This window comes from Pseudactinotalea sp. Z1739 (assembly GCF_049725055.1).
Classification (GTDB): Bacteria; Actinomycetota; Actinomycetes; order Actinomycetales; family Beutenbergiaceae; genus CALKWS01.
In genome coordinates this window covers 39634-65007 of record NZ_JBMPQA010000010.1, presented here as the reverse complement: position 1 = coordinate 65007, position 25374 = coordinate 39634, and the positions used below count along the sequence as shown (strand labels likewise).

The following is a 25374-nucleotide window of genomic DNA, read 5'->3' as shown; positions in this document are numbered from 1 at the left end:
TCACCTCACGAGGATGTGTGGAAGGTCCGGGACAGCACATCCATCTGCTGCTCACGGGTGAGTTTGACGAAGTTCACCGCGTAGCCCGAGACCCGCACGGTCAGGTTGGGATAGTCCTGGGGGTTGTTCATCGCGTCCTGGAGGGTGGCCTTGTTCAGCACGTTGACGTTCGCGTGGAACAACCCTGAGCCGAAGCCGGCGTCCAGAATCCCGACCAGGTTCGCGACCTGCTCGGCCTTCGTGTGCCCGAGTCCGGCGGGAGTGATGGTGTTGGTCAGCGAGATTCCATCCAGCGCATCGGCGTAGGGCAGTTTCGCCACCGACAGCATCGAGGCGACCATTCCGTGGGTGTCCCGGCCGTTGCCCGGGTTGGCGCCGGGGGAGAACGGGGTGCCCGCTCGGTGCCCGCACGGGAACGAGCCGGTGGCCTTGCCGTAGACGACGTTGGAGGTGATCGTCAGCACCGACTGCGTGGGCACCGCATCGCGGTACCGGGGCAGAGCACGGATCTTGTTCATCACCGTCGTGACCACCAACCGGGCGAGATCGTCGGCGCGGTCGTCGTCGTTGCCGTACCGGGGGAACTCACCCTCGGTCCGGTAGTCCACGATCAGCCCGGACTCATCGCGGACCGGGGTGACGCTGGCGTACTTGATCGCTGCGAGGCTGTCCGCCACGATCGACAGTCCGGCGATCCCGCAGCCCAGGGTCCGCACCACCTCGGTGTCGTGCAGTGCCATCTCGACCGCCTCATAGGCGTACTTGTCGTGGCTGTAGTGAATGATGTTCAACGCTTCCACATACGTCTCGGCGACCCAGCCGAGCATGGCCTCGAACGCGTCCCACACCTGCTCGAAGCCCAGCGGCGCCGACGCCCGGGTCGGCTCGAATCCGGGCACCACCTGCTGACCGGACACTTCGTCCCGGCCGCCGTTGAGGGCGTACAGCAACGTCTTAGCGATGTTCATCCGGGCGCCGAAGAATTGCATCTGCTTGCCGATGCGCATCGCCGAGACACAGCACGCGATCGCCGCGTCGTCACCGAAGTGCTCTCGCACGTGGTCATCGCAGATGTACTGCAGGGAGGATGTCTCCACGCTGATCGCCGCGGCGAACTCCTTGTACGGTCCGGGCAGTTCCTCGTCCCACAGCACCGTGATGTTCGGCTCCGGTGCCGGGCCCAGGTTGCGCAGCGTCTGCAGCAGCCGGAACGAGGTCCGGGTGACCGTTGTTCGCCCATCCTCACCGAAGCCACCGTCGGTCCAGGTGGCCCAGTAGGGGTCCCCGGAGAAGACCTGATCGTAGGCCTCGGTGCGCAGGAAGCGCACGATCCGTAACTTGATCACCAGCGCATCGATGAGTTCCTGTGCCTCGGTCTCGGTCAGCACCCCTTCGGCGAGGTCACGTTCGATGTAGATGTCGAAGAACCCCGAGAGCCGACCGAAACTCATCGCGGCACCGTCCTGGGACTTGATCGCCCCCAGGTAGGCCAGGTACGTCCACTGCACCGCCTCCCGGGCATCGGCGGCCGGCCGGGTCAGGTCGAACCCGTACTGGTGGCCCAGCGTGATGAGTTTGCGCAGTGCCCTGATCTGCTCGGCGTGCTCCTCGCGGGACCGTGCCCACTCCTCGGAGAATCCCTGCCCGGCCTGATCGGCCAGCGCCTGTTGCTTGTGCGCGATCAACGCATCGACGCCGTACAGCGCCACCCGCCGGTAGTCACCGATGATCCGGCCCCGCCCGTAGGAGTCCGGCAACCCCGTGATCAGGTGCACCGAGCGTGCCGACCGGACGCGCGGGGTGTACATGTCGAACACGGCGTCGTTGTGGGTCCTGCGGTACCGGGTGAAGATCTCCTTGATCCGTTCATCGACCTCACCGCCCGCTTCCTCGATCGCGGTCTGCACCATCCGCCAGCCGCCGGCCGGCATCATCGCCCGCTTCAGGGGCACATCGGTCTGCAACCCGACGACGACGTCGTCGTCGCCGCTGATGTAGCCGGGGCCGAAGGCGTCGATGTCCGCCGGGGTGCTGGTGTCCACGTCGTAGACCCGCCGGCTGCGCTCCACCGACAGGTAGTCCCGTTCCAGGGTGGCCCACAGCCTGCGGGTCTTGTCGGTGGAGCCGGTCAGGAACCCGGGATCGCCGTGGTAGGGCCGGTGGTTGCGGGTGAGGAAGTCGCGCACGTTGATCGTGTGCGTCCATGGCCCCTCGTAGAACCCGCGCCACGCGGGTTGGAGTCCGGACCGGACCGTGGTCGTGGTCATAGTTCACATCCCAGGTTGAGTGCCGCACCGCCAGGCTACGGCGAGCGATGACCGCATCCCTGGGACCAACGGCCCGCCCAGGAGGGGGCGGGCGCACCGGGTGGTTCAGGGGGCCGTGTGTGATCTGCGCGGTCCCCAGCGCAGTAGTGCCTCCAGGGGGCCACGGCCCACGAAATGGCGCCACAATGTGGCCGCAACGACCAGGACCAGGGCGAGCGCCACCGTCGTCAGCGCACCACCGATCAGGGTGTGCGGGCCGGGGCGTACGAACACCGCCAGGAGCACCATGTGCGCCACGTACACGGTGAGGGCCATCTGCCCGGTGGCCACCAGCGGCCACGACGCCCCACCCAAGGCGGGTTGCACCAGGAGCGCCAACCCCAGCACGAACACTCCTGCTGCCGTGCCGGCCACCAGCCACAGCGGCATCTGCGAGTGGGCACCCCCGGAGATGAGCCGTTCGGCGCCCAGGGCCTCACTCGCAGGGCCCACGGCCGCCTCCAGCACCCGCGTGAGCACCTCGGCGGCCACGGCCACCACGCCGCCGAGGGTGAGCAGGCGCAACTGCACGTCTCGATCACCCAGGCGCAGGCGCCCCAGCCACATCCCGAACAGGAACGGGGCCAGCCACGTCAGCATCGGGTAAGGCCCGGAGGCCACCGTGGACACGAGGATCTGAAGGGGCGGATCCAGCACAGTGGCCGGCTCCCGGTCGAACTCGGCACCACCGGACTGCATCACGAGCCACAACACCGGCCCCGCCAGCGTGACGGCACCGGTGCCTGCCAGAAGGAGCCAACTGGGAGCGCGCACGAACAACAGTGCCACGACGAACAGCGCAGCGTAGGTGGTCAGGATGACGTCGATCTCGTGGTCGAGCAGTTGGGTGCTGAGTCCGATCAAGCCCAGCAGAACCGCCCGCCACAGCACCTGCTGCCACGGCACCGGACCACCCTGGCGGGCCCGGCGGGTGAGCAGGGTGTAGCCGATTCCGGCCAGCAGCACGAACAGCAATGAGGCCCGTCCGTGCGGGAGCACCAGCAACTTGCCCGTGATCCCGGAACCGTCCAGCGGGCCCACGTTCACCGCGAGCATGCCCAGAATCGCCAACGCACGGGCGGCATCCAGGCCCTCGACCCGGCGCCCGGAGGATTCCGCGGTGGGAGAGTGCGCGCTCCCGCCGGGCTTCCCCAGGTGCGAATCCGGTGCCGAGTCCACCGATTCAATGTAGCCGTGGCCCCCTGGCGCTGCCCGTTCAGGCACGCCGTTGCCGCAGGGGCTGCTGACCCGGCCCGACACGCGAGGACGTGACCGGGCGGGTACGGTGGCAGCCGATCGACGGGAAGGACCTGGCCATGTCCCGACAACTCACCATCACCGTGGCGGCCGCGGCCCTGCTGCTGGCCGGCTGTTCGGAGGCGCCGGAAGACGACGTCCAACCGACCCCGACCACGGAGCAGCCCGCCCCCACCGACACCGACGAGCCGACCGACGAACCGTCCGAGCCCACGCAGGAGCCCGAGCCGGAGCCGGAGCCGGAGAGTCCATTGGCCCAGTACGGCATCAGTGCCGCTCACCCACTGGCAGCAGCCGCGGGGGAGGAGATCTTCGATGCCGGCGGCAACGCCGCCGATGCGATCGTGGCGGCTGCCTTCGCGGTGTCGGTGGTGGAACCGTTCGCTTCCGGGATCGGTGGCGGCGGTTCGGCCATCGTGGTGCCCGCCGAGGGGGAGGCGCAGGCCTACGACTATCGCGAGGTCGTCCCGAACTCGGGGACGATCGGCGCCGGTGGAGCCGGAGTTCCGGGATTCGTGGCGGGCCTAGGTCATCTGCACGAGGAGTACGGCGAGCTGGAGTGGGACCAGGTACTGGCTCCGGCCATCGACCTCGCCCGGGACGGTTTCGAGGTCAGCCCGTTCCTGGCGTTGCGGATGCGCTCGGACTACGGGCCGGAGGCGATCAGCGGCCTGGAGCACTACGCCCCCGGCGGGCAGCCTCTTGACCAGGGCGACCTGTTGGTGCAGGCCAACCTGGCTACCACCATGTCAACCATCGCCCAGGAGGGCCCGGATGCCTACTACACCGGCTCCCTGGCGCAGGATCTCAGCGTCGTCGACGGCCTGGACGCACAGTCGCTCGCCGACTATGAGGTGGTGACCTCCTCACCGGTGCGCGGGGAGTTCGCCGGGTACGAGGTGCTCGGTCCGGCGCCTCCGCTGCCCGGGGTGTCGCTGATCCAGATGCTGCAGATCGCCGAGGCCGGGGGGCTGGACGGCACCGAACCGGGGTCGGCTGCGTTCATCGAACTGATCGGCCGGGGCTGGGAGTCCGGCTACGAGACCACCACCACGGTGCTGGGCGATCCGGCGTTCGTGGACGTGCCGGTGGACGAACTCACCAACGCCCAGGCCAACGCCGGACTGGCCGGTGGCACCGTGCAGCCGCCCACCTTCGGGCCTCCCGATCCGGGAACCGCCGGCAACACCACCCACCTGACCGTCGTGGACCCCGACGGGCTGCTGATCTCCATGACGAACACGATCACGAGTTTCTGGGGCTCCCAGCAGCACGTCGGCGGGTACTTCCTGAACAACCAACTCACCCGGTTCGACGCCATCGGCACCACCGCGGCCAACCAGCCCGAAGCGGGCAGACGCTCCGTGAGTTGGTCCCTGCCCGCCGTCGTCGTCGACGCCGAGGGCAGAGCGGTCCTGGGAATCGGCACTCCCGGCGCCGAACGGATCCCGCAGGTCCTGGCCCAGGTGATCAGTCGCTGGGCGGTGCATGACCAGACCCTGACGGCGGCCACCGAGGCCCCGCGGTTCTCCTACGAGGACGGTCAGTTGCTGCTCGAGGCCGAACCCTCCGCCGGGTTCGCCCAGGGGGTGAGCGGGTCCTACGAGGTGGTCCCGCCGGAGTGGGCCTACTTCGGTTCCCTGCAGGCTCTGGAGGTCGACTATGACACCGGGGAGGTCACCGGACCGGTCGACGAGCGACGGGAGGCGGCCGTGGTTATCGGAGCGCCTTGACCGGCCCACCGCTCATCGGTAGACCAGCCGACGCAGGAGGGTCTCGGCCGGTCCGCGGTACTGCCGCCGCTCCCACAGGTAGGCCAGCGCAGCCAGTACGGCCCAGGTCGCGATGGCCAGGCCCGCCGCCGCAGCCGAACCGATCGTGGCGCCCAGACCCAGGCCCCAGGCCGTCAGTACCGGAGCCAGCAGCACCGACTGGCCCAGATAGTTGGAGAGGGACCGCTTGCCCACCGCGGCCACCGCCACCACCGGCAGGCTCGAGGCCACCGGGCGATTCTGGATCCGGTAGGCGATCAGGGTGAACAGAGCCACGTAACCCAGGCCACCGAAGACGTTGGTGAGCATCTCCACGCTGCCGAAGATCCACGAGACGTGATCACCGACCTGCAGCGCGCCCACGTGATACAGCGCGTGCGGAATGCCACCACCGAAGGCCACCCCCAGGCCGATCACCGCGGTGCGGCGTAACAAGGGCAGGTGGGCCCCGGGGTTCTCCAGGATCCCCCGCCGAGCTGCCCAGAGGGCCAGCAGGATCATCACCGGCACCACCACGTTGACGAACGCCTGGGTCAGCAACGTCACCGGCCAGCCGGCGGCTCGCATCAGCACCGATGTCACGTAGTTCGACTCCGCGCTGACGGCCACCCCCATCCCGTAGAACTCCGCGCCGAAGGTCTCCTCGGCAGCCATGTCGGTGGGCACGAACGGCAGACTGATCAGCGACACCACCGCCGTCAGCGCCAGCAGCCCGGTGATCACAGCAGCCCAGACGATCAGGGTCCTGTCCCTGCGGCGGAAGAACAGCGCCACCAGCACCAGCCCGGCCAGGCCGTAGGCGCTGACCACATCACCGACCCACAGCAGGGCGGCGTGGAGGAAGCCGAAGGCGATCATCCACAGGTGCCGTCGCCGCAACAGTCGCCGCGCCGCGCCGTCATCGGCTCCGGCTTCGCGCTGCCGGCGGTAGAGCTGGACGATGCCGTAGCCGAACAGGAACGCGAACAGCGGGTAGATGCGCCCGTCCACGGCCACGATCATCACCGCTTGCACGGCCCGGTCCAGGCCGGACCCCTCCACCGGGTGCATCGTGGTGGTGCCTTGGGTGGACCCGTACAGGAACCAGGGGACGTTCGCCAGGGCGATCAGCAGCAGCATCGCCCCCCGGGCCAGGTCCGGGGCCAGGGCACGTTCGCCGGAACTGACCGGGCCCCGTGGCGCGGGGATACTGGTTCGCGGTGTACGGCTCATGCACGAGATCGTGGCAGACGGCCCGGATCAGCACATCTTACGCCTGTCACCAATGCACGCGTGGGCGGTTCGGCTGGGAGGATAGGGGTGCGATCTGGCCAAGCCGGTCCATCCGGTCCACAGTGGGACGTAACACTCCACGGCGCATCCAAGGAGCCCTGATGAAGAAGCTGATCAATCACGCCGACGACATCGTCGCCGAGAGTGTCACCGGGTTCGTGCGCGCTCATGCCGACCTGGTCAGCGCTGGTGGTGGGCAGGACGCGCTCTTCATCCACCGGCGCGGTGGTGCCGTGACCGGCAAGGTCGGGCTGGTCAGCGGAGGTGGTTCCGGTCACGAACCGTTGCACGGGGGTTTCGTGGGGGTAGGCATGCTCGACGCCGCCGTGCCCGGCGCCATGTTCACCTCACCCACCCCCGACCCCGTCCTGGCTGCCACCAGGGCCGCCGACGGTGGCGCCGGGGTTGTGCACATCGTGAAGAACTACACCGGGGACGTGCTGAACTTCGAGACCGCGGCCGAACTGGCCGAGATGGAGGGACTCGAGGTGGCCTCGGTCACTGTCGATGACGACGTGGCGGTGCAGGACTCGCTGTACACCGCCGGGCGTCGCGGGGTCGCCGGTACGGTGCTGGTGGAGAAGATCGCCGGCGCCGCCGCCGAGCGCGGTGAGAACCTGGCATCGGTGGTCGCGATCGCTGAGCGGGTCGTGGGGAACGTGCGCACGATGGGGGTGGCGCTGAGCGCGTGCACGGTCCCGCACGCGGGCCGGCCCTCCTTCGACCTGGGCGGTGGTGAGATCGAGATCGGGATCGGCATCCACGGTGAACCGGGGCGCGAGCGCGTCCCGATGGCCGGTGCCGATGAGGTGACCGACCTGCTGCTGGACGCGGTGCTGGCCGACATGGACCTCCAGGCCGGGGAGCAGGTGTTGCTGCTCGTGAACGGGATGGGCGGGACGCCCCTGAGTGAGCTCTACATCGTCTACGGGCACGCCCGGGAACGGCTGGAGGCAGCCGGGATCACGGTGCACCGGTCCCTGGTCGGCAACTACGTGACCTCCCTGGAGATGCAGGGCGCCTCGGTCACGGTGCTGCGCCTGGACGAGGAACTGACCGGCCTCTTCGACGCGCCGGTCATCACTCCGGCCCTACGGTGGGGTGCCTGATGAGCACGTTGGATGTGACCTGGGCCAGGGCCTGGATCCGCGCCTGCGCCGAGGACGTGGCGAACCACCGGGTGGCGCTGAACGAGTTGGACCGGGCGATCGGGGACGGTGACCACGGGCAGAACCTGGACCGGGGCTTGAGCGCGGTGACGGCCACGTTGGCGCAGACCACCACCGACACTCCCGGGGAGGTGTTCCGCCTGGTGGCCTCGGGGTTGATGTCCGCGGTGGGCGGGGCGGCCGGCCCGCTGTACGGGACCGCATTCCTGCGTGCTGCCAAGGCCGCCGGGGCCGGAAACCTGGACGCCACCGGGCTGGCCCGGGTGCTCGCCGCCGCCGTACAGGGAATCATCGACCGCGGAAAGGCCGAACCGGGCGACAAGACCATGGTGGACGCCTGGTTGCCGGCCGCGAATGCCGCCCGCGCGGTGGCCGAGGAGGGTGCAGACGTGACCCAGGTCCTCGACGCGGCCGCCGCTGCCGCTGCGCAGGGGGCCAGGGATACCGAGCCCTGGGTCGCGCGCAAGGGCCGGGCCAGTTACCTCGGCGAGCGGGCTAGGGGGCACCGGGATCCCGGGGCCCAATCCAGCGCCCTGATGCTGGCCGCGGCCGTACCGGCGAGCCTGGCCGGAGGAACGGAGGCCACCGATGGTTGAGACCGCACTGGTGTTGGTCTCGCATTCGGGGCAACTGGCCCGTGGTTGTGCCCAGGTCGCCGCGCAGATGGCGCCGGATGTGACCATCCTGGCGGCAGGAGGCACCAGCGAGGAGGGTATCGGCACCAGTTACGACCTGGTGGAGTCCAGTGTCCGGCGCGCGCTCGCCGATGGCGCCGGGTACGTCGTGCTGCTGGCCGACCTCGGCTCGGCGCTGCTGACGGCGGAGTCGGTGCAGGAGATGCTCGCGGACGAGCGCGTACTCATCGCCCACGCCCCGTTCGTGGAGGGCGCAGTCGCAGCGGCGGTCTCGGCCCAGTCCGGCGCCGACGGGGAACAGGTGCGTGCGGCAGCCCACGACGCCATCGACACATTCGGCCCACCGGAGGTGCAGGGGCCCGGGTCCGCACCCGGGAACGCAGCAGATGACGAGGCAGCCGTCGGCGAGGACGACACCGGGGTGACGATCGAGCGCACCCTGACGGTGCGCAATCGCCTCGGTCTGCACGCGCGCCCGGCGGCGATGCTGGCCCGACAGGTCGCTGAGTTCGATGCCCGGGTCAGTATCAACGGCGTCGACGCCACCAGCGTGCTCGCGTTGATGGGCCTGGGCCTGACCGGGGGGGCCAGAATCGACCTGGTCGCCAGTGGCGCACAGGCCGAGCAGGCGGTGGAGACCATCACAGCAGACGTGGAGGCCGGCTTCGGGGAGGAGTGAGGCACCGGCCGCGGAGCCCTCGTGGCGCTCGCGGGCAGGCGCGGGCATGCCGGCACCGGCAGTATCTTGGGGGGATGAACAGTTCCGGCGCCACCCAGGCCGGCCAGACCGCACCGGGCGAGCGACCCAGACGGTCCGCCCGGGCGATCTTCTGCACAACCGTGCTCACCCTGGAGGCGTTCGTGGTGCTGTTCGCCACCCTGGTGGGTATCGGCCTGGACCTGGGCGAGCCGGTGCTGGTCTGGAGCGTGGGCGGGGTGAGCGCGCTGGCCTGCCTGGTGCTCGCCGGACTGGCGCGCCACCGCATCGGACGCATCCTGGGGTCGGTGATGCAGGGACTGTTGATCGCCTCCGGTCTGATCATCCCGATGATGGTCGTGGTCGGCATCATCTTCGCCGTGATCTGGGTGGTGGCGCTGCAGCTGGGCCGGCGGATCGACGTCGAGCGCGCCGAGCGCGACGAAGCCGAGTGGGCCGGCGCCGCACCGGCGCAGGACCAACCCGCCGGGGGAGCCGACGCCGGCTGAGTCGGCACACTGCGCCCTGGCCAGTAGTGTGTGCATCCATGAGCCTGAACACCGAGCGCACCCTGGTCATCATCAAGCCCGACGGCGTGCGGCGTGGCCTGGTGGGTGAGATCCTCCGGCGGATCGAGGCCAAGGGATACACCCTGGCCGCCGCGGAGTTGCGCACCGCCGACGTGCGCCTGCTCGCCGAACACTACGCCGAGCACGAGGGTAAGCCCTTCTACGGCCCGCTGATGGACTTCATGAGTTCGGGCCCGCTGTTGGCCGCGGTAGTCGAGGGCCAGCGCGTGATCGAGGGGTTCCGTGCCCTGTGCGGGGCGACCGATCCCACGGCCGCCGCACCCGGCTCGATCCGGGGTGACCTGGCCCGGGACTGGGGCCTGAACGTGCAGCAGAACCTGGTGCACGGCTCGGACTCACCGGAGTCGGCGGCTCGGGAGATCGCCCTGTGGTTCCCTGACCGCGCCAGCGCCTGAACCAACCGCCAGTCCACCGGGCCGCCTACCCGTATCAGGGCAGGCGGCCCGCCTCATGGTGATCTGCGAAGCATCAGGCGGTGGGCGCCTTCATCTTGCGCTTGGCCAACTCCACGGCCTGGTCGAACTCTTGCTCCAGGTCGGGGTTGGCCTTGTAGGTCAACTTGCTGACCACAACGGACACCAGGACGTTGAGGAGGAACCCGGGCACGATCTCGTACAGGGAAGCGCCGAAGATCTCCGGTCCGAAGGAACTCCACAGGAATACCGTCACCGCACCGGTCACCATCCCGGCCAGCGCGCCCCAGTTGGTCAACTTACGCCAGAACAGCGACAGCAGGATGGCCGGTCCGAAGGAGGCACCGAACCCGGCCCAGGCGAAGGCGACCAGGCCCAGGATGGTGTCACCGGGATCGATCGCCAGGACGATCGCGATGATGGCCACCGCGAAGACGACTACCCGTCCCAGGATCATCAGGTGCCTGGGGGAGGAGTCCTTCTTGAACACCCGGTAGAGGTCCTCGACGAACGCCGAGGAACTGACGATCAACTGGGAGGACACCGTGGACATGATCGCCGCGAGCACCGCGGCGAACACGAGGCCGACCAGGAAGGGGTGCATCAGGATCTGCGACAGGGCCAGCATCACGTGCTCGGCGTTGTCCAGCGTGAGGTCACTGACCTGGAAGTAGGCGATGCCGGCCAACGCCGTGACGGTCGCGCCGAACAGGGAGATCACCATCCAGCCGATCCCGATCCGGCGCGCGGAACCGGCGGAGGCGGCCTCGCGCATCGCCATGAACCGCACGATGATGTGCGGCTGACCGAAGTACCCCAGTCCCCACGCCAGTGCCGAGATGATGGCAACCGTCGCCCCACCGGTGACGGCCTGCCCTGCGGTGAAGGACAGCGCGCCCGGCTCGGCCTCGCGGATGGCGTCCAGGGTGTCCCCGAAGCCACCGACGGCGAAGATGGTGAGCACCGGGATGATCAACAGAGCCAGCATCATCAGGGTGCCCTGCACCACATCGGTCAGGGAGGCGGCGAGGAAGCCGCCGATGAGGGTGTAGGCGAGGGTCACCGCGGCAACGATCAGCATCCCGGTCATGTAGGAGGTGTCGAAGGAGACGATGAAGAATTCGCCACCCGCCACCATCATGGATGACACGTAGAAGGTGAAGAAGACGAGCACAATGACGCCCGAGGCGATCCTCAGCGCGCGGGATGTGTCATGCAGCCTGTTCTCGAAAAAACTCGGAATAGTGATCGAGTTCTTCGCCACTTCGGTATAGGAACGCAGCCGGGGGGCCACGAACTTCCAGTTCAGATAGGCGCCGATGGTCAAACCGATCGCAATCCAGGACTCGATCAGCCCGGCAACGTAAATTGCGCCGGGCAGGCCCATCATGAGCCAGCCCGACATATCGGAGGCACCGGCGCTCAGCGCTGCCGTCGTCGGACTCAACTTGCGCCCGGCGATCATGTAATCCTCGTGATCGGCCGTCTGCCGGAAGGCGTAGACGCCGATCCCGATCATTGCTGCGAAGTAGAGGAGCAGGGCGATGATTTGGAATGTTTGATCAGACACTTCGTGGCCCCTTTGCCAATTGGGTGATGGTGGGTGATGAAGGAATCGTGGTTATCGTCGAATCAGCCCGAGACACCCCCCGCGGGCACCGGCACGGATGCTGGAATTCTGTGCGGTCGAGGCGTTCCGAAGCGATGTGCGGTGATTGAAACAGCCTGTTCCCGCAGGAATGTCAGTAACTCTACTCGGCCGGCGCTGACAACAGGGCCGGAATAGATCGCCAGTAGCGGGGAGCCGTCCGTGGCCCGGGCCAGGTCGCTACCGGAACCGCCGATCAGACGAACCCGCCCGCCGACGCGGGCCAACCCGTTCGCCCGGGCGTGCCAGGCCCTGGCGTCCTCGTGGAAGACGTCGATGCCGAGTTCGCCTAGGTACGGCTGCAGTGCGGGTGCGACGTCGGTGGCCGAACTGACCGTCACGTGTGCGCCGCTGCGAGCGGCGGCGGCCAGGATGCGCAGCAGATCCCGCAACCGCTCGCTCTCGAACCGCACCGTCACCGGCGTGGGGTGATAGCGCAGGGCGTTGTGCTCACTCTGCAGACCAGTCGCATCGCGCACGACGCCGAACTCCTGCTCCCAGGCGTTCACGTCGGTGTGCAAGGCACCGGCGAGCCAGTCCCGGTCCTCCTGGGAGATCCCGGCATCCTCCGCCGCGCGTAGTGCACGCAGGCTGACCGGATCAGTGACGTCGGTGGCCGTGACCTGCCGATCGGCCCAGGTGCCGAAGGACACCAGGTAGTTGGGGCCCCCGGCCTTGGTGCCGTTGCCCACGCTCGACTTCTTCCACCCTCCGAAGGGCTGGCGCTGCACGATCGCACCGGTGATCCCGCGGTTGACGTAAAGGTTGCCGGCCTGCACGCTCTGCAACCAGGTATCGATCTCCTCGGAATCGAGGGAGTGCAGACCCGAGGTCAGCCCGTACTCGACCTCGTTGACCATCTCGATGGCCTCGGTGAGCGTCTCGGCGGTCATGACGCCCAGGATCGGGCCGAAGTACTCGGTCATGTGGTATTCCGAGCCCGGGGCCACCCCGGCGCGCACCCCCGGGCGCCACAACCGGCCGTCGTCGTCGAGCTTCCTGGGCGGCAGCACCCAGTTCTCACCCGCACCCAGCGTGGTCAGACCGCGCTGTAGTTTGCCCTCCGGCGGGGCGATGACCGGGCCCACCTGGGCACGCTCCTGCCACGGCATGCCCACCTCCATGGAGGTGACGGCATCGAGAAGCTGGCGGTGGAAGCGTGCGGAGGTGGCCACAGACCCCACCAGGATCACCAGAGAGGCCGCCGAGCACTTCTGTCCGGCATGACCGAAGGCGGAGTTGGCCACGTCCTTGGCGGCCAGATCCAGATCGGCACTGGGGGTGACGATGATCGCGTTCTTCCCGCTCGTCTCGGCCAGCAACTGCAGGTCCGGGCGCATCGAGCGGAACAGTTCGGCGGTCTCGTAACCACCGGTGAGGATCACCTGGTCCACCAGGGGATGTGAGATCAACTCGGTGCCCAGATCGCGCTCGCTGAGCTGGACGTACTGGAGCACGTCCTTGGGCACACCGGCCTCCCACAGGGCCTCCACCATCACCGCGCCGGTGCGCTTGGCCTGCTCGGCGGGCTTGATCACCACCGTCGAGCCGGAGGCGAGGGCGGAGAGGGTGGATCCGGCCGGGATCGCGGCAGGGAAGTTCCACGGGGGTGTGACCACGGTCAGGTCCGAGGGGGTGAAGGCGGCTCCCTCCACCTGCTCCAGGCGCCGACCGGACTCGGCGTAATAGTGCGCGAAGTCGATCGCCTCGCTGACCTCCGGGTCGCCCTGCTCGATCACCTTGCCGCATTCGGCTCCCATCACCTCCAGCAGGTCCGCCCGGCGTGCTTCCAGGGCGTCGCCGGCCCGGTGCAGGATCTCGGCCCGGGCGCCGGCGCCCAACTCCTGCCACCCCTTGGCGGCGGAGCGGGCGGTGCCGATGACCTCTTCGAGCGCCTCCCGGGTGGTGAGCAGCCCGGCTTCGGCGGTCTCCACCCCGAGTGTGCTGGTGGGCATCCGGGACCGGATCTGCTCGGCCCAGTCGCGGTTCGCGGCCACCGAACTATCGGTGTCGGCGGTGTTGCGGAACCCCTCCCGCGGACCGGCTGGCTGGGGCCGGCTGCGATCCTGGTCCCGGTTCGGGGCCGGCACCTCGGTGGGCATGATCGCCAGGGAGTCCATGAACCGGGCGCGCTCACGTTCGAACAGCGACTCATCGCTCCTCAGGTCGAACACCGCGGACATGAAGTTCTCATCCGAGGCGCCTTCGTCGAGCCGTCGCACCAGGTAGGCGATCGCCACGTCGAACTCCTGCGGATGCACGACGGGGGTGTAGAGCAGCAGGTTGCCGATGTCCTTGCGGATGGCGGCAGCCTCCGCGGTGGCCATGCCCAGCAGCATCTCGATGTCCACATCGGAGGTGCAGCCTCGGCGCTCGGCCAGCAGCCAGGCCAGGGCGAGGTCGAACAGGTTCTGCCCCGCCACGCCCACCCGCACCGCGCGGGTTCGAGAGGGGTGCAGGGCGTAGTCCAGGACCGCCTTGTAGGAGGCGTCGGTGGCCTTCTTCGAATCCCAGGTGGCCACGGGCCAGTTGTGCACCTCGGCGTCGACGTGCTCCATCGGCAGGTTCGCACCCTTGACCACGCGGATCTTGATCGGTGCGCCACCGGCGTCCACCCTGGCGCTGGCCCACTCCTGCAGGTGCATGGTCGCGCCCAGGGCATCGGGCAGGTAGGCCTGCAGCACGATGCCGGCAGGCAGGTCGGTGAACTCCGGCCGGTCGAGCAGTTGCGTGAACACGGCGAGGGTGACGTCGAGGTCCTTGTACTCCTCCATGTCCAGGTTGATGAACTTGGGCCCGCCCGGGGCGGTCCGAGCCAGTTCGAACAGCGGCACCAGTGCCTGCACGGCCTCGGCCACGGCCTCATCGAAGGACCACGGGCTGTGCGGGGCGACGGTGGAGGAGACCTTGATCGAGATGTAGTCGACGTCGTCACGGGCCAGCAGGCGCCGAGTGCCCTCCACCCGCCGAGCCGCCTCTTCCTTGCCCAGGATGGCCTCGCCGAGCAGGTTGATGTTGAGCCGGGCACCGGGCTGCTTGGCGCGGATCTGCTTCAGCGCTGGTCCGAGTTTGCGTTCGGAGGCGTCCACTACCAGGTGGCGCACCATCTGGCGCAATGAAGCCTTGGCGATCGGGATGACGATGCCGGGGGCGACCGTGCTCAGGGAGGCGCCCAGACGTACGGCGGTGCGCAGCGGCCAGGACAGGAACCGGGGGATGAGTGGCACCAGGGTCTGCAGGTGCCGCGCCGCGGCGTGGGGGTCCTCGGGACGAATCACCCCGTCGACGAATCCGACGGTGAAGGCCAGACCGTTCTCATCGCGCAGCACATCGGACAACCGCTTGGCGGCGGCGTCGACGGGTTCGTCGCGGCTGGCGTGCAGCCATCGTCGCACCAGTTCCACGGCTTCGTCGGCCAGTGCCTGGTCAATACCGGGTGTTGACTGCTCGTTCACGTTCTGACCTCCACGTCCAGGTCGGACTCGGTTGCGGGCCGGTCATCGGCTTCGAGCGGGTAGCCCACGCCGATATGACCTTCCCGACTGATCCTGATCTGTCAGTGTGTCAGGACATACGTTTCGTGATAAGCGTGAAAAAGTGAATGATACCGTTCGGTTCTGGCGAAAGGTCAGGGAAGTGTGGGATCTGCACCGGTTGCGCCTGCTACGGGAACTGCAGTTGCGCGGCACGATCACCGCCGTTGCCGAGACGCTCAGTTATGCCCCGTCCTCGGTCTCCCAGCAGCTGGCGCGCCTGGAGCGCGAGGTCGGTGTGCCGTTGCTGGAGCAGGACGGACGGCGGGTACGGCTGACCCCGGCCGGCACCCGGGTGGCCCGCTACGCCGCTCAGGTGATCGAACTGCAGGAAGGCGTGCAGAGCGAACTGGCACCGGAGCGTCCGGTGCCCGAGACGATCCGGCTGGCCACACTGGAGACGGCGGCGCGGGCGCTGGTTCCCTACGCCCTCACCACCCTGGAGAAGCAGGCTGCACACCTGCGGATCGAGGCGTCGGTGGTGCCTCCGGAGTTCGGCCTCTCCGAACTGCCCACCCGCGGGTTCGACCTGGCCATGGCCGAGCAGTACCCCGGCTACACCCGCGCGCACCACGATCAACTGCACCGGGAGCTCCTGGGCACCGACACGATGCGCCTGGTGGTGCCCGGGCGCAGCGGCATCCAGTCGTTGAGCGATGCCCGGAACGTGCCCTGGGTGGTCGAGCCGAAGGGGACCGCGGCCAAGGACTGGGTGGTCCAGCAGTGCCGGGCCGCCGGGTTCGAGCCCGACATCCGGTACTACTCCGCCGACCTGAGCGTGCACATCCACCTGATCCGGGCGGGACACGCGGTCAGCCTGTTACCTGACCTGATCTGGACGGCGCGGCCGCGGGGGGTGCGCCGGATCAGCCTGCCCGGCCCCTTCTACCGGGAGCTGTTCACCTCGGTGCGCCGGGCCGCGGTGAACCGCCCGGCGATCGTGACCGTACGCGCGGCGTTGCGCGGTGCGCTCGAGGCGGTTCAGCGCACACCCCCGGGTGGAGCCGGGTGAGCAGCCGTCAGTCCACGACGGCGGCGATGGCCTCGATCTCCACGACTTGGTCGTCGTAGCCCAGCACCGTGACCCCCATCAGGGTGGAGGGCACGTCATGGTTGCCGAACGCATCGCGCACCACCTCCCAGGCCGCAACCAGATCGGCCTGGTCAGCCGAGGCCACGAGGACCCGGGTGCTGATCACGTCGGTGATCGAGGCCCCGGCATCGGCCAGCGCGCGGTTCATGGTCGCCACGCACGCGGCGGCCTGGCCGGCGTAATCGCCAACCGCGACGGTGCCGCCGCCGGCGTCCAACGGGCACGCGCCGGCCAGGAAGATCAATCGGGCATCTTTCGGTGCGGTGGCAGCATAGGCGTACTCGGCGACGTCGGACAGTGTGGCCGAGCGAATCAGTTCAACGGCGGAGGGCATATCGGCGACCCTGGCACGCAGGGGCCGGCGCCGTAAAGGCGATTACGGAGCCCCCTCCGGACCGGTCCGGCACCAGCCGCCCTCGCACACCCCGCTGTCGCGCCGGCATCCGGCGGGTTAGGCTGGCATCGCCGCCGGCGCCCCGCCGGTGTACCGGTGGCTGAGTCCTCGACATGGTGAGCCGAAGGAGGAGACATGAGCACCGTCCCCGGTGAGCAGTCCTGGCAGGATGCCGGGCTGGTCGATCCCGATGCCCACGAACCGGTCAGCCTGGCCGATGAGACGTCCGCTCCGCCCCCGGAGTCCGGTGAGGACTACCGTCCCCGCACCGCACGACCGGATCTGGAGGGGCGGGCCAGCGAGGCCGATGTGGCGGACACCGCGGCAGCCGTCCCGGCCCAGGACCTGGACGACGACGACGACGGCTGAGGCCGCCGGGGCCGGGCCTACGGGCTGATCGCGAGGATCCGGCGTTGGTCGTCCACGATCCGGTACGGACCGGACCCCGCGGCAAGGCGCTCGGCGGGACCGGCCAGTCGCCGGCGTCGTCCCTCGGCATCGACGAGCACGGCACCCGCGGCACCCAGGGCGAGCAGATCGCCCTCGACGCGCACCAGCAACGGGCTGTGCAACGGGTCGGGCGTGGCGTCGGGGCGCACCCCGACACTGATCGCGGTGCGCCCGGCGGCCACTCCGGCCAGGATCGCCTCGGGCGAATCGTCCTGCGCCGCCACCCACGTGGTGGGCGTGCCCACGGTGAAGCCCTGACCGGGCCGGTGGAAGTCACTGCCGCCCAACGGCACCACCGAGGCACCGCCGGCGGCCTCGCGCCAGCGTTGCCAGATCGCCCATGGGCCGGTGGCGCTCAGGTCCCGGAACCAGCCGATGTGCCACACCTCCAGCGCGCGGGGGGCGCGGTCGAGCGGGTGTATCCAGGCGCAGTCGCCCGCCAGGGGGTGGTTGATGCTCAGCACCCCGCCGCCGCGCTGGACCGCCTCGGCCCAGTGCCTGGCTGGGGCGCGGAAGTCCACCCAGCCGACATCCCCCAGGGCGTTGGCGTGCCCGTCTGCGGTGGTGACCTCCTGGCCGGGAATGAGGGTGATGCCGTGCCGGGCTCCGGGGCCGGCAAGGTGGGCGTGGTGACTGATGGTGTTGTGGTCGGTCACGGCCAGGAAGTCGAGTCCGGCCGCGGCGGCGCGGGCGGCGAGCTCATCGATGCTCTCGACGCCGTCGGAGTGGGTGGTGTGGGCATGGAAGTCCCCGGCATACCAGCGCAGCCCCGGCTCCGCGGGTACCTGCCGGTCCGAACCCCGCACCCGCTGAGTGGCCACCGGCGCCAGCGGCTCGTCCGGGACGGTCACCGATGGCACCACCTCGGCGCGCACCCGCACCCCCACCCCGGCGGCCGGGATCTGATGCAGCCCCAGGATCACCTCCCAGGTGCCGCCCTCCAGTTCCCCGGGGACGTACCCGGGGGTGGCGGCATTCGGCCCGATCCAGAACTCCCGTCGCGCCCCGCCGGACCAGCCACGCCAGCCGTGGGAGCCGGCACAACCCAGGTCGATCACGGCCGCCGAATCGTCATAGTCCAACTCGACGTGCAGACCCCCCGCACCGGCCGGCACCTCCACCGGTACCGCGCGGTAGCGGTCGGCGATCTGGTCATCGATGGTCAGGTGGCGGCTGTCGATCATGCGCGGCGGGCATCCAAGCGTGCGTGGCGGGGGCCCGGCTGATGGTAATGCACCCGCGCCCCCGGTGCCTGCAGCGCCCGGCTGCGGGCCATGCCATGCGGGCCCGGACGTTCGCGCGCGTGCGCCACGAAGGTCACCACCGGCACGGCTAGAGTGACCGACGTGCACCTGAAGACGTTGACGCTGCGTGGGTTCAAGTCCTTCGCCTCGGCGACCACGCTGCACTTCGAGCCCGGGATCACCTGCGTGGTCGGCCCGAACGGGTCCGGGAAGTCCAACGTGGTCGATGCACTGGCCTGGGTGATGGGGGAGCAGGGCGCGAAGTCCTTGCGCGGTGGGGCGATGGCCGATGTGATCTTCGCCGGCACCTCCAAGCGTCCGCCGTTGGGCCGGGCCGAGGTGTCCCTGACGATCGACAACTCCGACGGTGTGCTGCCGATCGAGTACTCGGAGGTGACGATCTCGCGCACCCTGTTCTCCGGTGGCGCCTCGGAGTACGCGATCAACAACACCCCCTGCCGATTGCTGGATATCCAGGACCTGCTCTCCGACACCGGTATGGGCCGGGAGATGCACGTGATCGTGGGACAGGGGCGGTTGGACTCGGTACTGCAGGCCGGACCGGAGGAACGCCGGCACTTCATCGAGGAGGCGGCCGGCATCCTCAAGCACCGCAAGCGCAAGGAACGCGCCCTGCGCAAACTCGACACCATGTCGGCGAACCTGGCCCGGGTCAGCGACCTGTCGGCGGAGATCCGGCGGCAGCTGGGGCCACTGGCCAAGCAGGCCGATGTGGCGCGCCGGGCCCAGGTGGTGCAGGTGGATCTGCGCGACGCCCGCGCCCGGCTGCTCGCCGACGATCTGGTCCAGCTCTCCTCGGCGCTCGCGGCGGAGATCGCGGACGAGACGGCGCTGCGCACCGAGCGGGAGCAGGTCGAGCAGGCACAGCAGGACCGACGGCGGCGGCTGGCTCACTTGGAGGCGGAGGCCGCCGCAGCCGCACCCCGGCTGAGTGAGACCACCGAGACCTGGTACCGGCTGTCCGGTCTGCGCGAACGGCTCCGAGGCACCGCCACGCTGGCGGCCGAGCGCACCCGGCTGCTGGGATCGGCGGCGGCGCCGCAGGAGGGTCAGGATCCCGACGACCTTGAGGCCCAGGCCCAGCGCACCCGGGAGGCCGAAGCCGAACTGACCGCGGAGCGGGAGCAGGCCCAGCAGGGTCTGGCCGATGCGCAGGCCGCGCGAAAGGAGGCCGAGGAGGCCGCCGCCACGGCGGAGCGGGAACTGGCCGGTGTGCACCGGGGCGTGGCCGATCGGCGCGAGGGGCTGGCCCGGCTGACCGGGCAGGTCGGGGCCCGGCGGAGCCGCCTGGAGGGGATCGAGTCCGAACTGGCGCGCCTGCGCGAGGACCTGCGCTCGGCTGAAGCCCGCCAGGAGGAGGCCCGCTCCGGTTACGTCGAGCTGGAGCAGACCGTGGTCGGGGCCCAGGAGGGTGAGGTCGGACTGGATGCCGCCCATGAGGCGGCCCTGGAGACCCTGGAGGCGGCACAGGCGAAGGTCGTCGAACTGACCGAGGCCGAACGTGAGGCGGAGTCGGCCAGGTCCACCTGGGCCGCCCGGCGGGACGCACTGGACCTGTCGATGGACCGTAAGGACGGCACCGGGACGCTGCTCGGTGCGGACGGGCCCGCCGGGTTGCTGGGCTCGCTGGCCGATCTGATCACCGTGGCCAGCGGGTACGAGAACGCGATCGCGGCTGCTTTGGGGCCCTTGGCCGATGCCGCCGCGGTGGAGTCGGTGGCCGCCGGGGTGGACGCGGTCCGGCTGGTGCGCAGCAATGACTCCGGTCAGGCACGCCTGGTGGTGGCCGGCGGACCCGGTGACGGCGAGCCCGCGGTCGCGGCGGCGCCCGCCGGGAAGTGGGCCAACGATCTGGTCTCCGCCGACGAGACGCTGGGACCCACTATCGCCCGGCTACTCGCCGGTGTGGTGGTGGTGGAGGATCTGGCCCAGGCCCGCCGGGTGGTCGGTGCCCATGACGTCATGGCGGTCACCCTGGAGGGTGATGTGGTGGCGCGCACCCAGATCCGGGGCGGCTCACCCGGGGGCCCTTCGGTGCTGGAACTGCACGCTGCGCGTGACGAGGCCGAGCAGAACCTGCAGGCAGCGGTGGGACGGGCGGAGCAGGTCCGGTTCGCCCTCGGTCCGGCACGCGAGGAGGTGCAGACCGCGCAGGAGCGGGTCGACGCCACCCTGGCCGACCTGCACGAGTCCGACGCCCAGTTGGCGGCCGTGGCCGAGAAACTCGGGCAGTTCCAGGCCGCCATGCGCGCGGCCGGCGCCGAGGCCGATCGGATCCGGCCGGCGATCGAGACGGCCGAACTCACCAAGGAGCAGGTGGGCACCGAACTGGCCGAACTCGCCGAGCGGCTCGAGCGGGCGCAGGCCGAACCGGAGGAGCAGGCGACCGATCTGGAGGGTGCGACCGCACAGCGCGATCGCACCGCCGATGCCGCGACGCAAGCACGCGGCCTGGAGACCGAGGCGCGCCTTGCCCTGCGCACCGTCGAGGAACGACTCCGCGCCGTCACCGCCCGAGCCGAGTCCCTGGAGGGAGCCGCGGCTGCGGAACGGCACGCCCGTGAGGTGGCCCGGGAGCGGGCGCGGCGTCGTGCGGTGCAGGCAGCGATCGCCACCGAGGTGCACGCGGCCGCCGAGACGGCACTGCAGCACCTGGAGCACTCCCTGGCCCTGGCCGCCGAGCGCCGTGAGCAGGCAGAGGCCGCTCGGGAAGAGCGGGAGCAGGCCCTTCGGACTGTGCGCGAAGAGCTGGAGCAACTCAGCGCACGGCACAGCGAGCTGACCGATGTGGTACATCGCGACGAGGTGGCCCGCGCCCAGCAGAAGTTGCGGATCGAACAGCTCGAGCAACGTGCGGTGGAGGAACTGGGCCTGGACCCTCAGGTACTGGTATCCGAGTACGGGCCGGACCAGTTGGTACCACCGGTCCCTGCACCGGGTACGGCGGCCGCCGACGGCGAGCATGCCGACGCCGAGGAGCCGCGCCCCTATGTGCGGGCCGAGCAGGAGAAGCGGTACAAGGCCGCCCAGCGGGCCCTCAGCCTGTTGGGCAAGGTGAACCCGCTGGCCCTGGAGGAGCACGCCGCGCTGGAGGAGCGTCACCAGTTCCTGGCCGAGCAACTCGCCGACCTGAAGAAGTCCAAGGCCGACCTGATGCAGATCGTCGCCCAGATCGACGAACGAGTGGAGCACGTCTTTACCGCTGCCTACCACGACACCGCCGTGCAGTTCGAGCAGGTCTTCGCCCGGCTCTTCCCCGGCGGCAAGGGAGCGTTGGTGCTGACCGATCCGGACGACATGCTCACCACCGGCATCGAGGTGCAGGCCCAGCCCCCGGGCAAGAAGATCAACCGGCTCTCGCTGCTCTCGGGCGGGGAACGGTCCCTGACCGCAGTGGCGCTGCTGATCGCGATCTTCAAGGCCCGGCCGAGTCCGTTCTACGTGATGGACGAGGTCGAAGCCGCCCTGGACGATGTGAACCTCGGCCGGCTGCTGGAGATCTTCACCGAACTCCGCCAGGACTCCCAGTTGATCGTGGTCACCCACCAGAAGCGGACCATGGAGGTCGGCGACGCACTCTACGGGGTGACGATGCGCGGGGACGGAGTGACCCAGGTGATCTCCCAGCGGCTGCGCGAGGAGCAGTAGGCCCGGGTCACGGTGTGCTGCTCGTCACCGGCAACACGCTCGCAACACGCTGCCCCACACGTCCCCGGATGGGCAACGCGGTGTGATAATCGACAGCGTGTGGGAAGTAGTCGCCGTCGTCGTGCTCAGCACGTTCATCGCCACCCTGGTGGCGGTGGTCCTCTTGCGCGCACACGCACCGGACGGCGGATACCGGGCCTGGGTTGCCGAGGCGTTCACGGCCGTGCGCAACACCGGCGGACCCGGCTGGGGCCTGTCGGAGGATGAAGGCGAGGAACTCCTGGTCCAGGACCTCGCCGCGCTGGCCGAGCAGGGCAACGGGTACGAGGAGGCTCCGGACCTGCGTGAAATGCTGCGCCGCCATCGCGGCCGGGACTGATCCCGGCTGCGCCCACGCTCGGGGGTGACCGCTCCGACCCACGCCCCGGGGCCCGGCGGCACCGACGCGTCCCCCTGCGCTGCGGTTGGCCGGTAGTGGCTTCGGTGGTCCACACTGGATCTCGTGATCGAGAACATCTGGTTGTATCTGCTCCTCGGCCTGCTCGCCCTCGTGGTGCTGGGCCTGTCCCTGGTGGCGGTGGGCCGCCGCCGTGGCGGTGCCCCGGCCGCACCTGAGCGCGAGCAGGAGGCGCCACCGGCGCGACCGCCCGAGGCTGAACCGGAGGGCGCTGAGCCCACGGGCGGCGGCACCGACGTCGATACCGCACCCCCGACCGCGACCGGGACGGTCGAGCCCGAAGCGACGGTGGCCGAACCTGCCCAACCGGTGCTGGACCGGCCGGAGGCGGCCGGAAGCCGGATGGCCCGGTTGCGCAGCCGGCTCGCGCGCTCCGGAACCCTGGGCTCCACCTTGTTGAACCTGCTGTCCAAGGACTCCCTCACCGAGGCCGACTGGGAGGAGATCGAGGAGACGCTGCTCCTGGCCGACGTCGGTGCCGGACCCACCGATGACCTGATGGCGGCGCTGCGCACCCGGGCTCGGGTCGATGCGGCCCAGGAACCCGAGCAGGTCCGAGCCATCCTGCGCGCCGAACTGCTGAACATCGTGGACCCGGAGATGGACCGGAGCCTGAGTATCGACGCCGGCCTGGGAGACGACGGTGAACCCCACCCGGCCACGATCCTGGTGGTGGGCGTCAACGGCACCGGGAAGACCACCACGATCGGTAAACTCGCCCGGCTGCTCGTCGCCGAGGACCGAGACGTCTATCTCGGCGCCGCCGACACCTTCCGGGCCGCCGCCGCCGAGCAGTTGACCACCTGGGGAGATCGCGTGGGCGTGCCGGTGATCCGCTCGGACCGCGAGGGAGCCGATCCTGCCTCGGTCGCCTTCGACGCGGTGCGCGCCGGCCGCGAGGCGGGGGCCGATGTGGTCATGATCGACACCGCCGGCAGGTTGCAGAACAAGTCCGGACTGATGGACGAACTCGGCAAGATCAAGCGGGTGGTCTCCCGATCGGCTCCGGTGGCCGAGGTACTGCTGGTCCTGGACGCCACCACCGGCCAGAACGGGATGCGACAGGCGCAGGTGTTCGCCGAGGTGGTCGACGTCACCGGCATCGTGCTGACCAAGCTGGATGGCACCGCCAAGGGCGGCATCGTGGTCGCGGTGCAGCGTGAACTGGGCGTTCCGGTCAAACTGGTCGGTCTGGGAGAGGGGCCGGACGATCTGGCGCCCTTCGACGCCGAGGAGTTCGTGGATGCGCTCCTGACCTGAGCCGGATCCAGCATAGTCAAGCACCATTCTTGCTGCCCATCGCATCCAAGTCCAGCCCATTCGAAGATATATAGAAAGTAAATTCAAAGTCTTGACAACACCATAAGTTTCCCCCGACGATTTTGCGCGGACCAGCCGCCCGGGCTGGCGTTGGGAGAGAAGCGAATGGAACCGTTCATCGATACCGGTATCAGCGCCTGGATGCTCGTCTCGGCATCCTTGGTACTGCTGATGACCCCCGGCTTGTCGCTGTTCTACGGCGGTATGGCCCGCTCCAAGTCCGTGTTGAACATGATGATGATGTGCTTCGGCGCGATGGCCGTGATCGGGGTCGTCTACGTCCTGTGGGGATGGTCGATGTCCTACGGCGCCTCCCTCGGTGGCATCGTGGGCAACCCGTTGGACCAGTTCGGCCTGGGGGGCAGTTTCGACGAACTCACGGTGGTCGATGAGGAGACCGGCCAGGCGATTCCGACGCTTGTCGACGTGGGATTCCAGGTCACCTTCGCGATGATCACCACCGCACTGATCGCCGGATCGATCGCCGACCGCGTCAAGTTCGGAACCTGGCTGGTGTTCGCCGGCCTGTGGGTGACCTTGGCCTACTTCCCCATGGCTCACATGGTCTGGGGCGGCGGCCTGCTCTCCGAGGATGGTCCGTTCGCGAGCATCGCCGAACCGATCGACTTCGCCGGAGGCACCGTGGTGCACATCAACGCCGGCGTGGCCGGACTGGTGCTCGCGCTCATCATCGGCGTGCGCCGGGGTTTCAAGACCGAGGTGATCCGGCCACACAACCTGCCCTTCGTGATGCTGGGTGCTGCGTTGCTGTGGTTCGGCTGGTTCGGTTTCAACGCCGGCTCTGCCTATGGAACCAACGGTGAGGCGGGTCTGGCCTGGGTGAACACCACCGTGGCTACCGCCGCGGCGGTCTGCGGCTGGATGGTGGTGGACAAGATCCGGCAGGGCAAGCCGACCGCCCTGGGGGTCGCATCGGCCATCGTCGCGGGTCTGGTCGCGATCACCCCGGCAGCCGGGTCGCTGAGCCCGGTCGGGGCGATCGTGCTGGGCCTGGCCGCCGGCACCGCGTGTGCGCTGGCCGTCGGCCTGAAGTACACGCTGGGCTACGACGATTCACTCGACGTGGTCGGTGTCCACCTTGTCGGCGGGCTCATCGGAACACTGATGATCGGGTTCCTGGCGACCGACGGGGGCCTCTTCTACGGTGGCGGACCCAGCCTGCTCCTCGTCCAGGCCCTGGTGGTGCTCGTTGCGATCGTGTTCTCAGGGGTCGTCACGGCGATCATCGGCCTCACTCTCAAGGCCACCCTGGGATGGCGGGTCCCCGAGGAGGGGGAACTCTCCGGAATCGACTTGCTCGAACACGCCGAGAGCGCGTACGAGGGAATCGTCCCGACGAACTAACCGCCGGCGCCGGAGACGGCCCCGGCATCGGCGGAGGTGGGCTCCGTGCCACGTAGGCGCGGAGCCCACTCCGGCGTTACGGACGACGTC

General features: G+C 69.3%; 19 protein-coding genes. 12 read left to right on the top strand and 7 right to left on the bottom strand.

Annotation, left to right across the window (positions count from 1 at the left end; all coding sequences use genetic code 11):
• Nucleotides 1-5: 5 nt before the first annotated feature.
• Nucleotides 6-2267, bottom strand: a complete 2262-nt coding sequence (pflB, locus tag ACO0LV_RS13470) for a formate C-acetyltransferase (protein ID WP_424788429.1) — start codon at nucleotides 2265-2267, stop codon at nucleotides 6-8.
• 105 nt (nucleotides 2268-2372) lie between these two features.
• Entirely contained in the window at nucleotides 2373-3485 is a 1113-nt protein-coding gene (locus tag ACO0LV_RS13465) for a DUF418 domain-containing protein (RefSeq protein WP_424788428.1), read from the bottom strand.
• 137 nt (nucleotides 3486-3622) lie between these two features.
• On the opposite strand from ACO0LV_RS13465, the gene ACO0LV_RS13460 reads away from it, so the two are divergent.
• On the top strand, nucleotides 3623-5296 hold the full coding sequence (locus ACO0LV_RS13460; protein ID WP_424788427.1) for a gamma-glutamyltransferase: 1674 nt from the start codon (nucleotides 3623-3625) through the stop codon (nucleotides 5294-5296).
• Between the two features lie 12 nt (nucleotides 5297-5308).
• Here ACO0LV_RS13460 and ACO0LV_RS13455 read toward each other — a convergent pair whose 3' ends face one another.
• Nucleotides 5309-6547 carry a DUF418 domain-containing protein gene (locus ACO0LV_RS13455; protein ID WP_424788426.1) on the bottom strand — a complete coding sequence of 413 codons (1239 nt, stop codon included), beginning with the start codon at nucleotides 6545-6547 and terminating at the stop codon, nucleotides 5309-5311.
• Nucleotides 6548-6708: 161 nt separating this feature from the next.
• Between ACO0LV_RS13455 and dhaK the strand changes: the two genes are divergently transcribed.
• From dhaK to ndk, 5 genes are all read left to right on the top strand, one after another.
• On the top strand, nucleotides 6709-7716 hold the full coding sequence (gene dhaK, locus ACO0LV_RS13450; RefSeq protein WP_424788425.1) for a dihydroxyacetone kinase subunit DhaK: 1008 nt from the start codon (nucleotides 6709-6711) through the stop codon (nucleotides 7714-7716).
• Nucleotides 7716-8372, top strand: coding sequence for a dihydroxyacetone kinase subunit DhaL (gene dhaL, locus ACO0LV_RS13445; RefSeq protein ID WP_424788424.1), 657 nt, complete (start codon nucleotides 7716-7718; stop codon nucleotides 8370-8372). The genes dhaK and dhaL overlap by 1 nt, the downstream gene beginning before the upstream one ends.
• A complete protein-coding gene (gene dhaM, locus ACO0LV_RS13440) occupies nucleotides 8365-9090 on the top strand; it encodes a dihydroxyacetone kinase phosphoryl donor subunit DhaM (RefSeq protein ID WP_424788423.1) in 726 nt (241 codons plus the stop codon). The genes dhaL and dhaM overlap by 8 nt, the downstream gene beginning before the upstream one ends.
• Nucleotides 9091-9164: 74 nt before the next feature.
• Nucleotides 9165-9617 (top strand): DUF4233 domain-containing protein, encoded by a 453-nt coding sequence (locus ACO0LV_RS13435; RefSeq protein WP_424788422.1) that lies wholly within the window; start codon nucleotides 9165-9167, stop codon nucleotides 9615-9617.
• 38 nt (nucleotides 9618-9655) lie between these two features.
• On the top strand, nucleotides 9656-10093 hold the full coding sequence (gene ndk / locus ACO0LV_RS13430; RefSeq protein ID WP_424788421.1) for a nucleoside-diphosphate kinase: 438 nt from the start codon (nucleotides 9656-9658) through the stop codon (nucleotides 10091-10093).
• Between the two features lie 73 nt (nucleotides 10094-10166).
• On the opposite strand, the gene putP is transcribed toward ndk, so the two are convergent.
• Together putP and ACO0LV_RS13420 are read right to left on the bottom strand one after the other, a co-directional pair.
• The gene (gene putP / locus ACO0LV_RS13425) at nucleotides 10167-11681 is read right to left on the bottom strand and encodes a sodium/proline symporter PutP (protein ID WP_424788420.1); all 1515 of its coding nucleotides are present in this window, start codon (nucleotides 11679-11681) and stop codon (nucleotides 10167-10169) included.
• A 62-nt stretch (nucleotides 11682-11743) separates the two neighbouring features.
• Entirely contained in the window at nucleotides 11744-15214 is a 3471-nt protein-coding gene (locus tag ACO0LV_RS13420; protein WP_424788419.1) for a bifunctional proline dehydrogenase/L-glutamate gamma-semialdehyde dehydrogenase, read from the bottom strand.
• A 142-nt stretch (nucleotides 15215-15356) separates the two neighbouring features.
• On the opposite strand from ACO0LV_RS13420, the gene ACO0LV_RS13415 reads away from it, so the two are divergent.
• Nucleotides 15357-16304, top strand: coding sequence for a LysR family transcriptional regulator (locus ACO0LV_RS13415; RefSeq protein WP_424788418.1), 948 nt, complete (start codon nucleotides 15357-15359; stop codon nucleotides 16302-16304).
• 7 nt (nucleotides 16305-16311) lie between these two features.
• Here ACO0LV_RS13415 and ACO0LV_RS13410 read toward each other — a convergent pair whose 3' ends face one another.
• The gene (locus ACO0LV_RS13410; protein WP_424788417.1) at nucleotides 16312-16719 is read right to left on the bottom strand and encodes a RidA family protein; all 408 of its coding nucleotides are present in this window, start codon (nucleotides 16717-16719) and stop codon (nucleotides 16312-16314) included.
• A gap of 195 nt (nucleotides 16720-16914) precedes the next feature.
• Between ACO0LV_RS13410 and ACO0LV_RS13405 the strand changes: the two genes are divergently transcribed.
• Nucleotides 16915-17148, top strand: a complete 234-nt coding sequence (locus ACO0LV_RS13405) for a hypothetical protein (RefSeq protein WP_424788416.1) — start codon at nucleotides 16915-16917, stop codon at nucleotides 17146-17148.
• Nucleotides 17149-17165: 17 nt separating this feature from the next.
• Here ACO0LV_RS13405 and ACO0LV_RS13400 read toward each other — a convergent pair whose 3' ends face one another.
• Nucleotides 17166-18413: a CehA/McbA family metallohydrolase gene (locus tag ACO0LV_RS13400; RefSeq protein ID WP_424788415.1), complete on the bottom strand. Its 1248-nt coding sequence runs from the start codon at nucleotides 18411-18413 to the stop codon at nucleotides 17166-17168.
• Nucleotides 18414-18575: 162 nt separating this feature from the next.
• Here ACO0LV_RS13400 and smc point away from each other — a divergent pair, with 162 nt between their 5' ends.
• From smc to ACO0LV_RS13380, 4 genes are all read left to right on the top strand, one after another.
• Nucleotides 18576-22142 (top strand): chromosome segregation protein SMC, encoded by a 3567-nt coding sequence (smc, locus tag ACO0LV_RS13395; protein WP_424788414.1) that lies wholly within the window; start codon nucleotides 18576-18578, stop codon nucleotides 22140-22142.
• Between the two features lie 97 nt (nucleotides 22143-22239).
• Nucleotides 22240-22521: a hypothetical protein gene (locus tag ACO0LV_RS13390; protein WP_424788413.1), complete on the top strand. Its 282-nt coding sequence runs from the start codon at nucleotides 22240-22242 to the stop codon at nucleotides 22519-22521.
• 123 nt (nucleotides 22522-22644) lie between these two features.
• On the top strand, nucleotides 22645-23859 hold the full coding sequence (gene ftsY, locus ACO0LV_RS13385; protein WP_424788412.1) for a signal recognition particle-docking protein FtsY: 1215 nt from the start codon (nucleotides 22645-22647) through the stop codon (nucleotides 23857-23859).
• 165 nt (nucleotides 23860-24024) lie between these two features.
• Nucleotides 24025-25284, top strand: coding sequence for an ammonium transporter (locus ACO0LV_RS13380; RefSeq protein ID WP_424788411.1), 1260 nt, complete (start codon nucleotides 24025-24027; stop codon nucleotides 25282-25284).
• Nucleotides 25285-25374: the final 90 nt, after the last annotated feature.

Bases quoted from the DNA above. Each gene is read 5' to 3' on its own strand.
- pflB (WP_424788429.1), bottom strand. From the start codon at position 2,267: ATGACCACGACCACGGTCCGGTCCGGACTCCAACCCGCGTGGCGCGGG.
- ACO0LV_RS13460 (WP_424788427.1), top strand. From the start codon at position 3,623: ATGTCCCGACAACTCACCATCACCGTGGCGGCCGCGGCCCTGCTGCTG.
- ACO0LV_RS13455 (WP_424788426.1), bottom strand. From the start codon at position 6,547: ATGAGCCGTACACCGCGAACCAGTATCCCCGCGCCACGGGGCCCGGTC.
- dhaK (WP_424788425.1), top strand. From the start codon at position 6,709: ATGAAGAAGCTGATCAATCACGCCGACGACATCGTCGCCGAGAGTGTC.
- dhaL (WP_424788424.1), top strand. From the start codon at position 7,716: ATGAGCACGTTGGATGTGACCTGGGCCAGGGCCTGGATCCGCGCCTGC.
- dhaM (WP_424788423.1), top strand. From the start codon at position 8,365: ATGGTTGAGACCGCACTGGTGTTGGTCTCGCATTCGGGGCAACTGGCC.
- ACO0LV_RS13435 (WP_424788422.1), top strand. From the start codon at position 9,165: ATGAACAGTTCCGGCGCCACCCAGGCCGGCCAGACCGCACCGGGCGAG.
- ndk (WP_424788421.1), top strand. From the start codon at position 9,656: ATGAGCCTGAACACCGAGCGCACCCTGGTCATCATCAAGCCCGACGGC.
- ACO0LV_RS13410 (WP_424788417.1), bottom strand. From the start codon at position 16,719: ATGCCCTCCGCCGTTGAACTGATTCGCTCGGCCACACTGTCCGACGTC.
- ACO0LV_RS13405 (WP_424788416.1), top strand. From the start codon at position 16,915: ATGAGCACCGTCCCCGGTGAGCAGTCCTGGCAGGATGCCGGGCTGGTC.
- ACO0LV_RS13400 (WP_424788415.1), bottom strand. From the start codon at position 18,413: ATGATCGACAGCCGCCACCTGACCATCGATGACCAGATCGCCGACCGC.
- ACO0LV_RS13380 (WP_424788411.1), top strand. From the start codon at position 24,025: ATGGAACCGTTCATCGATACCGGTATCAGCGCCTGGATGCTCGTCTCG.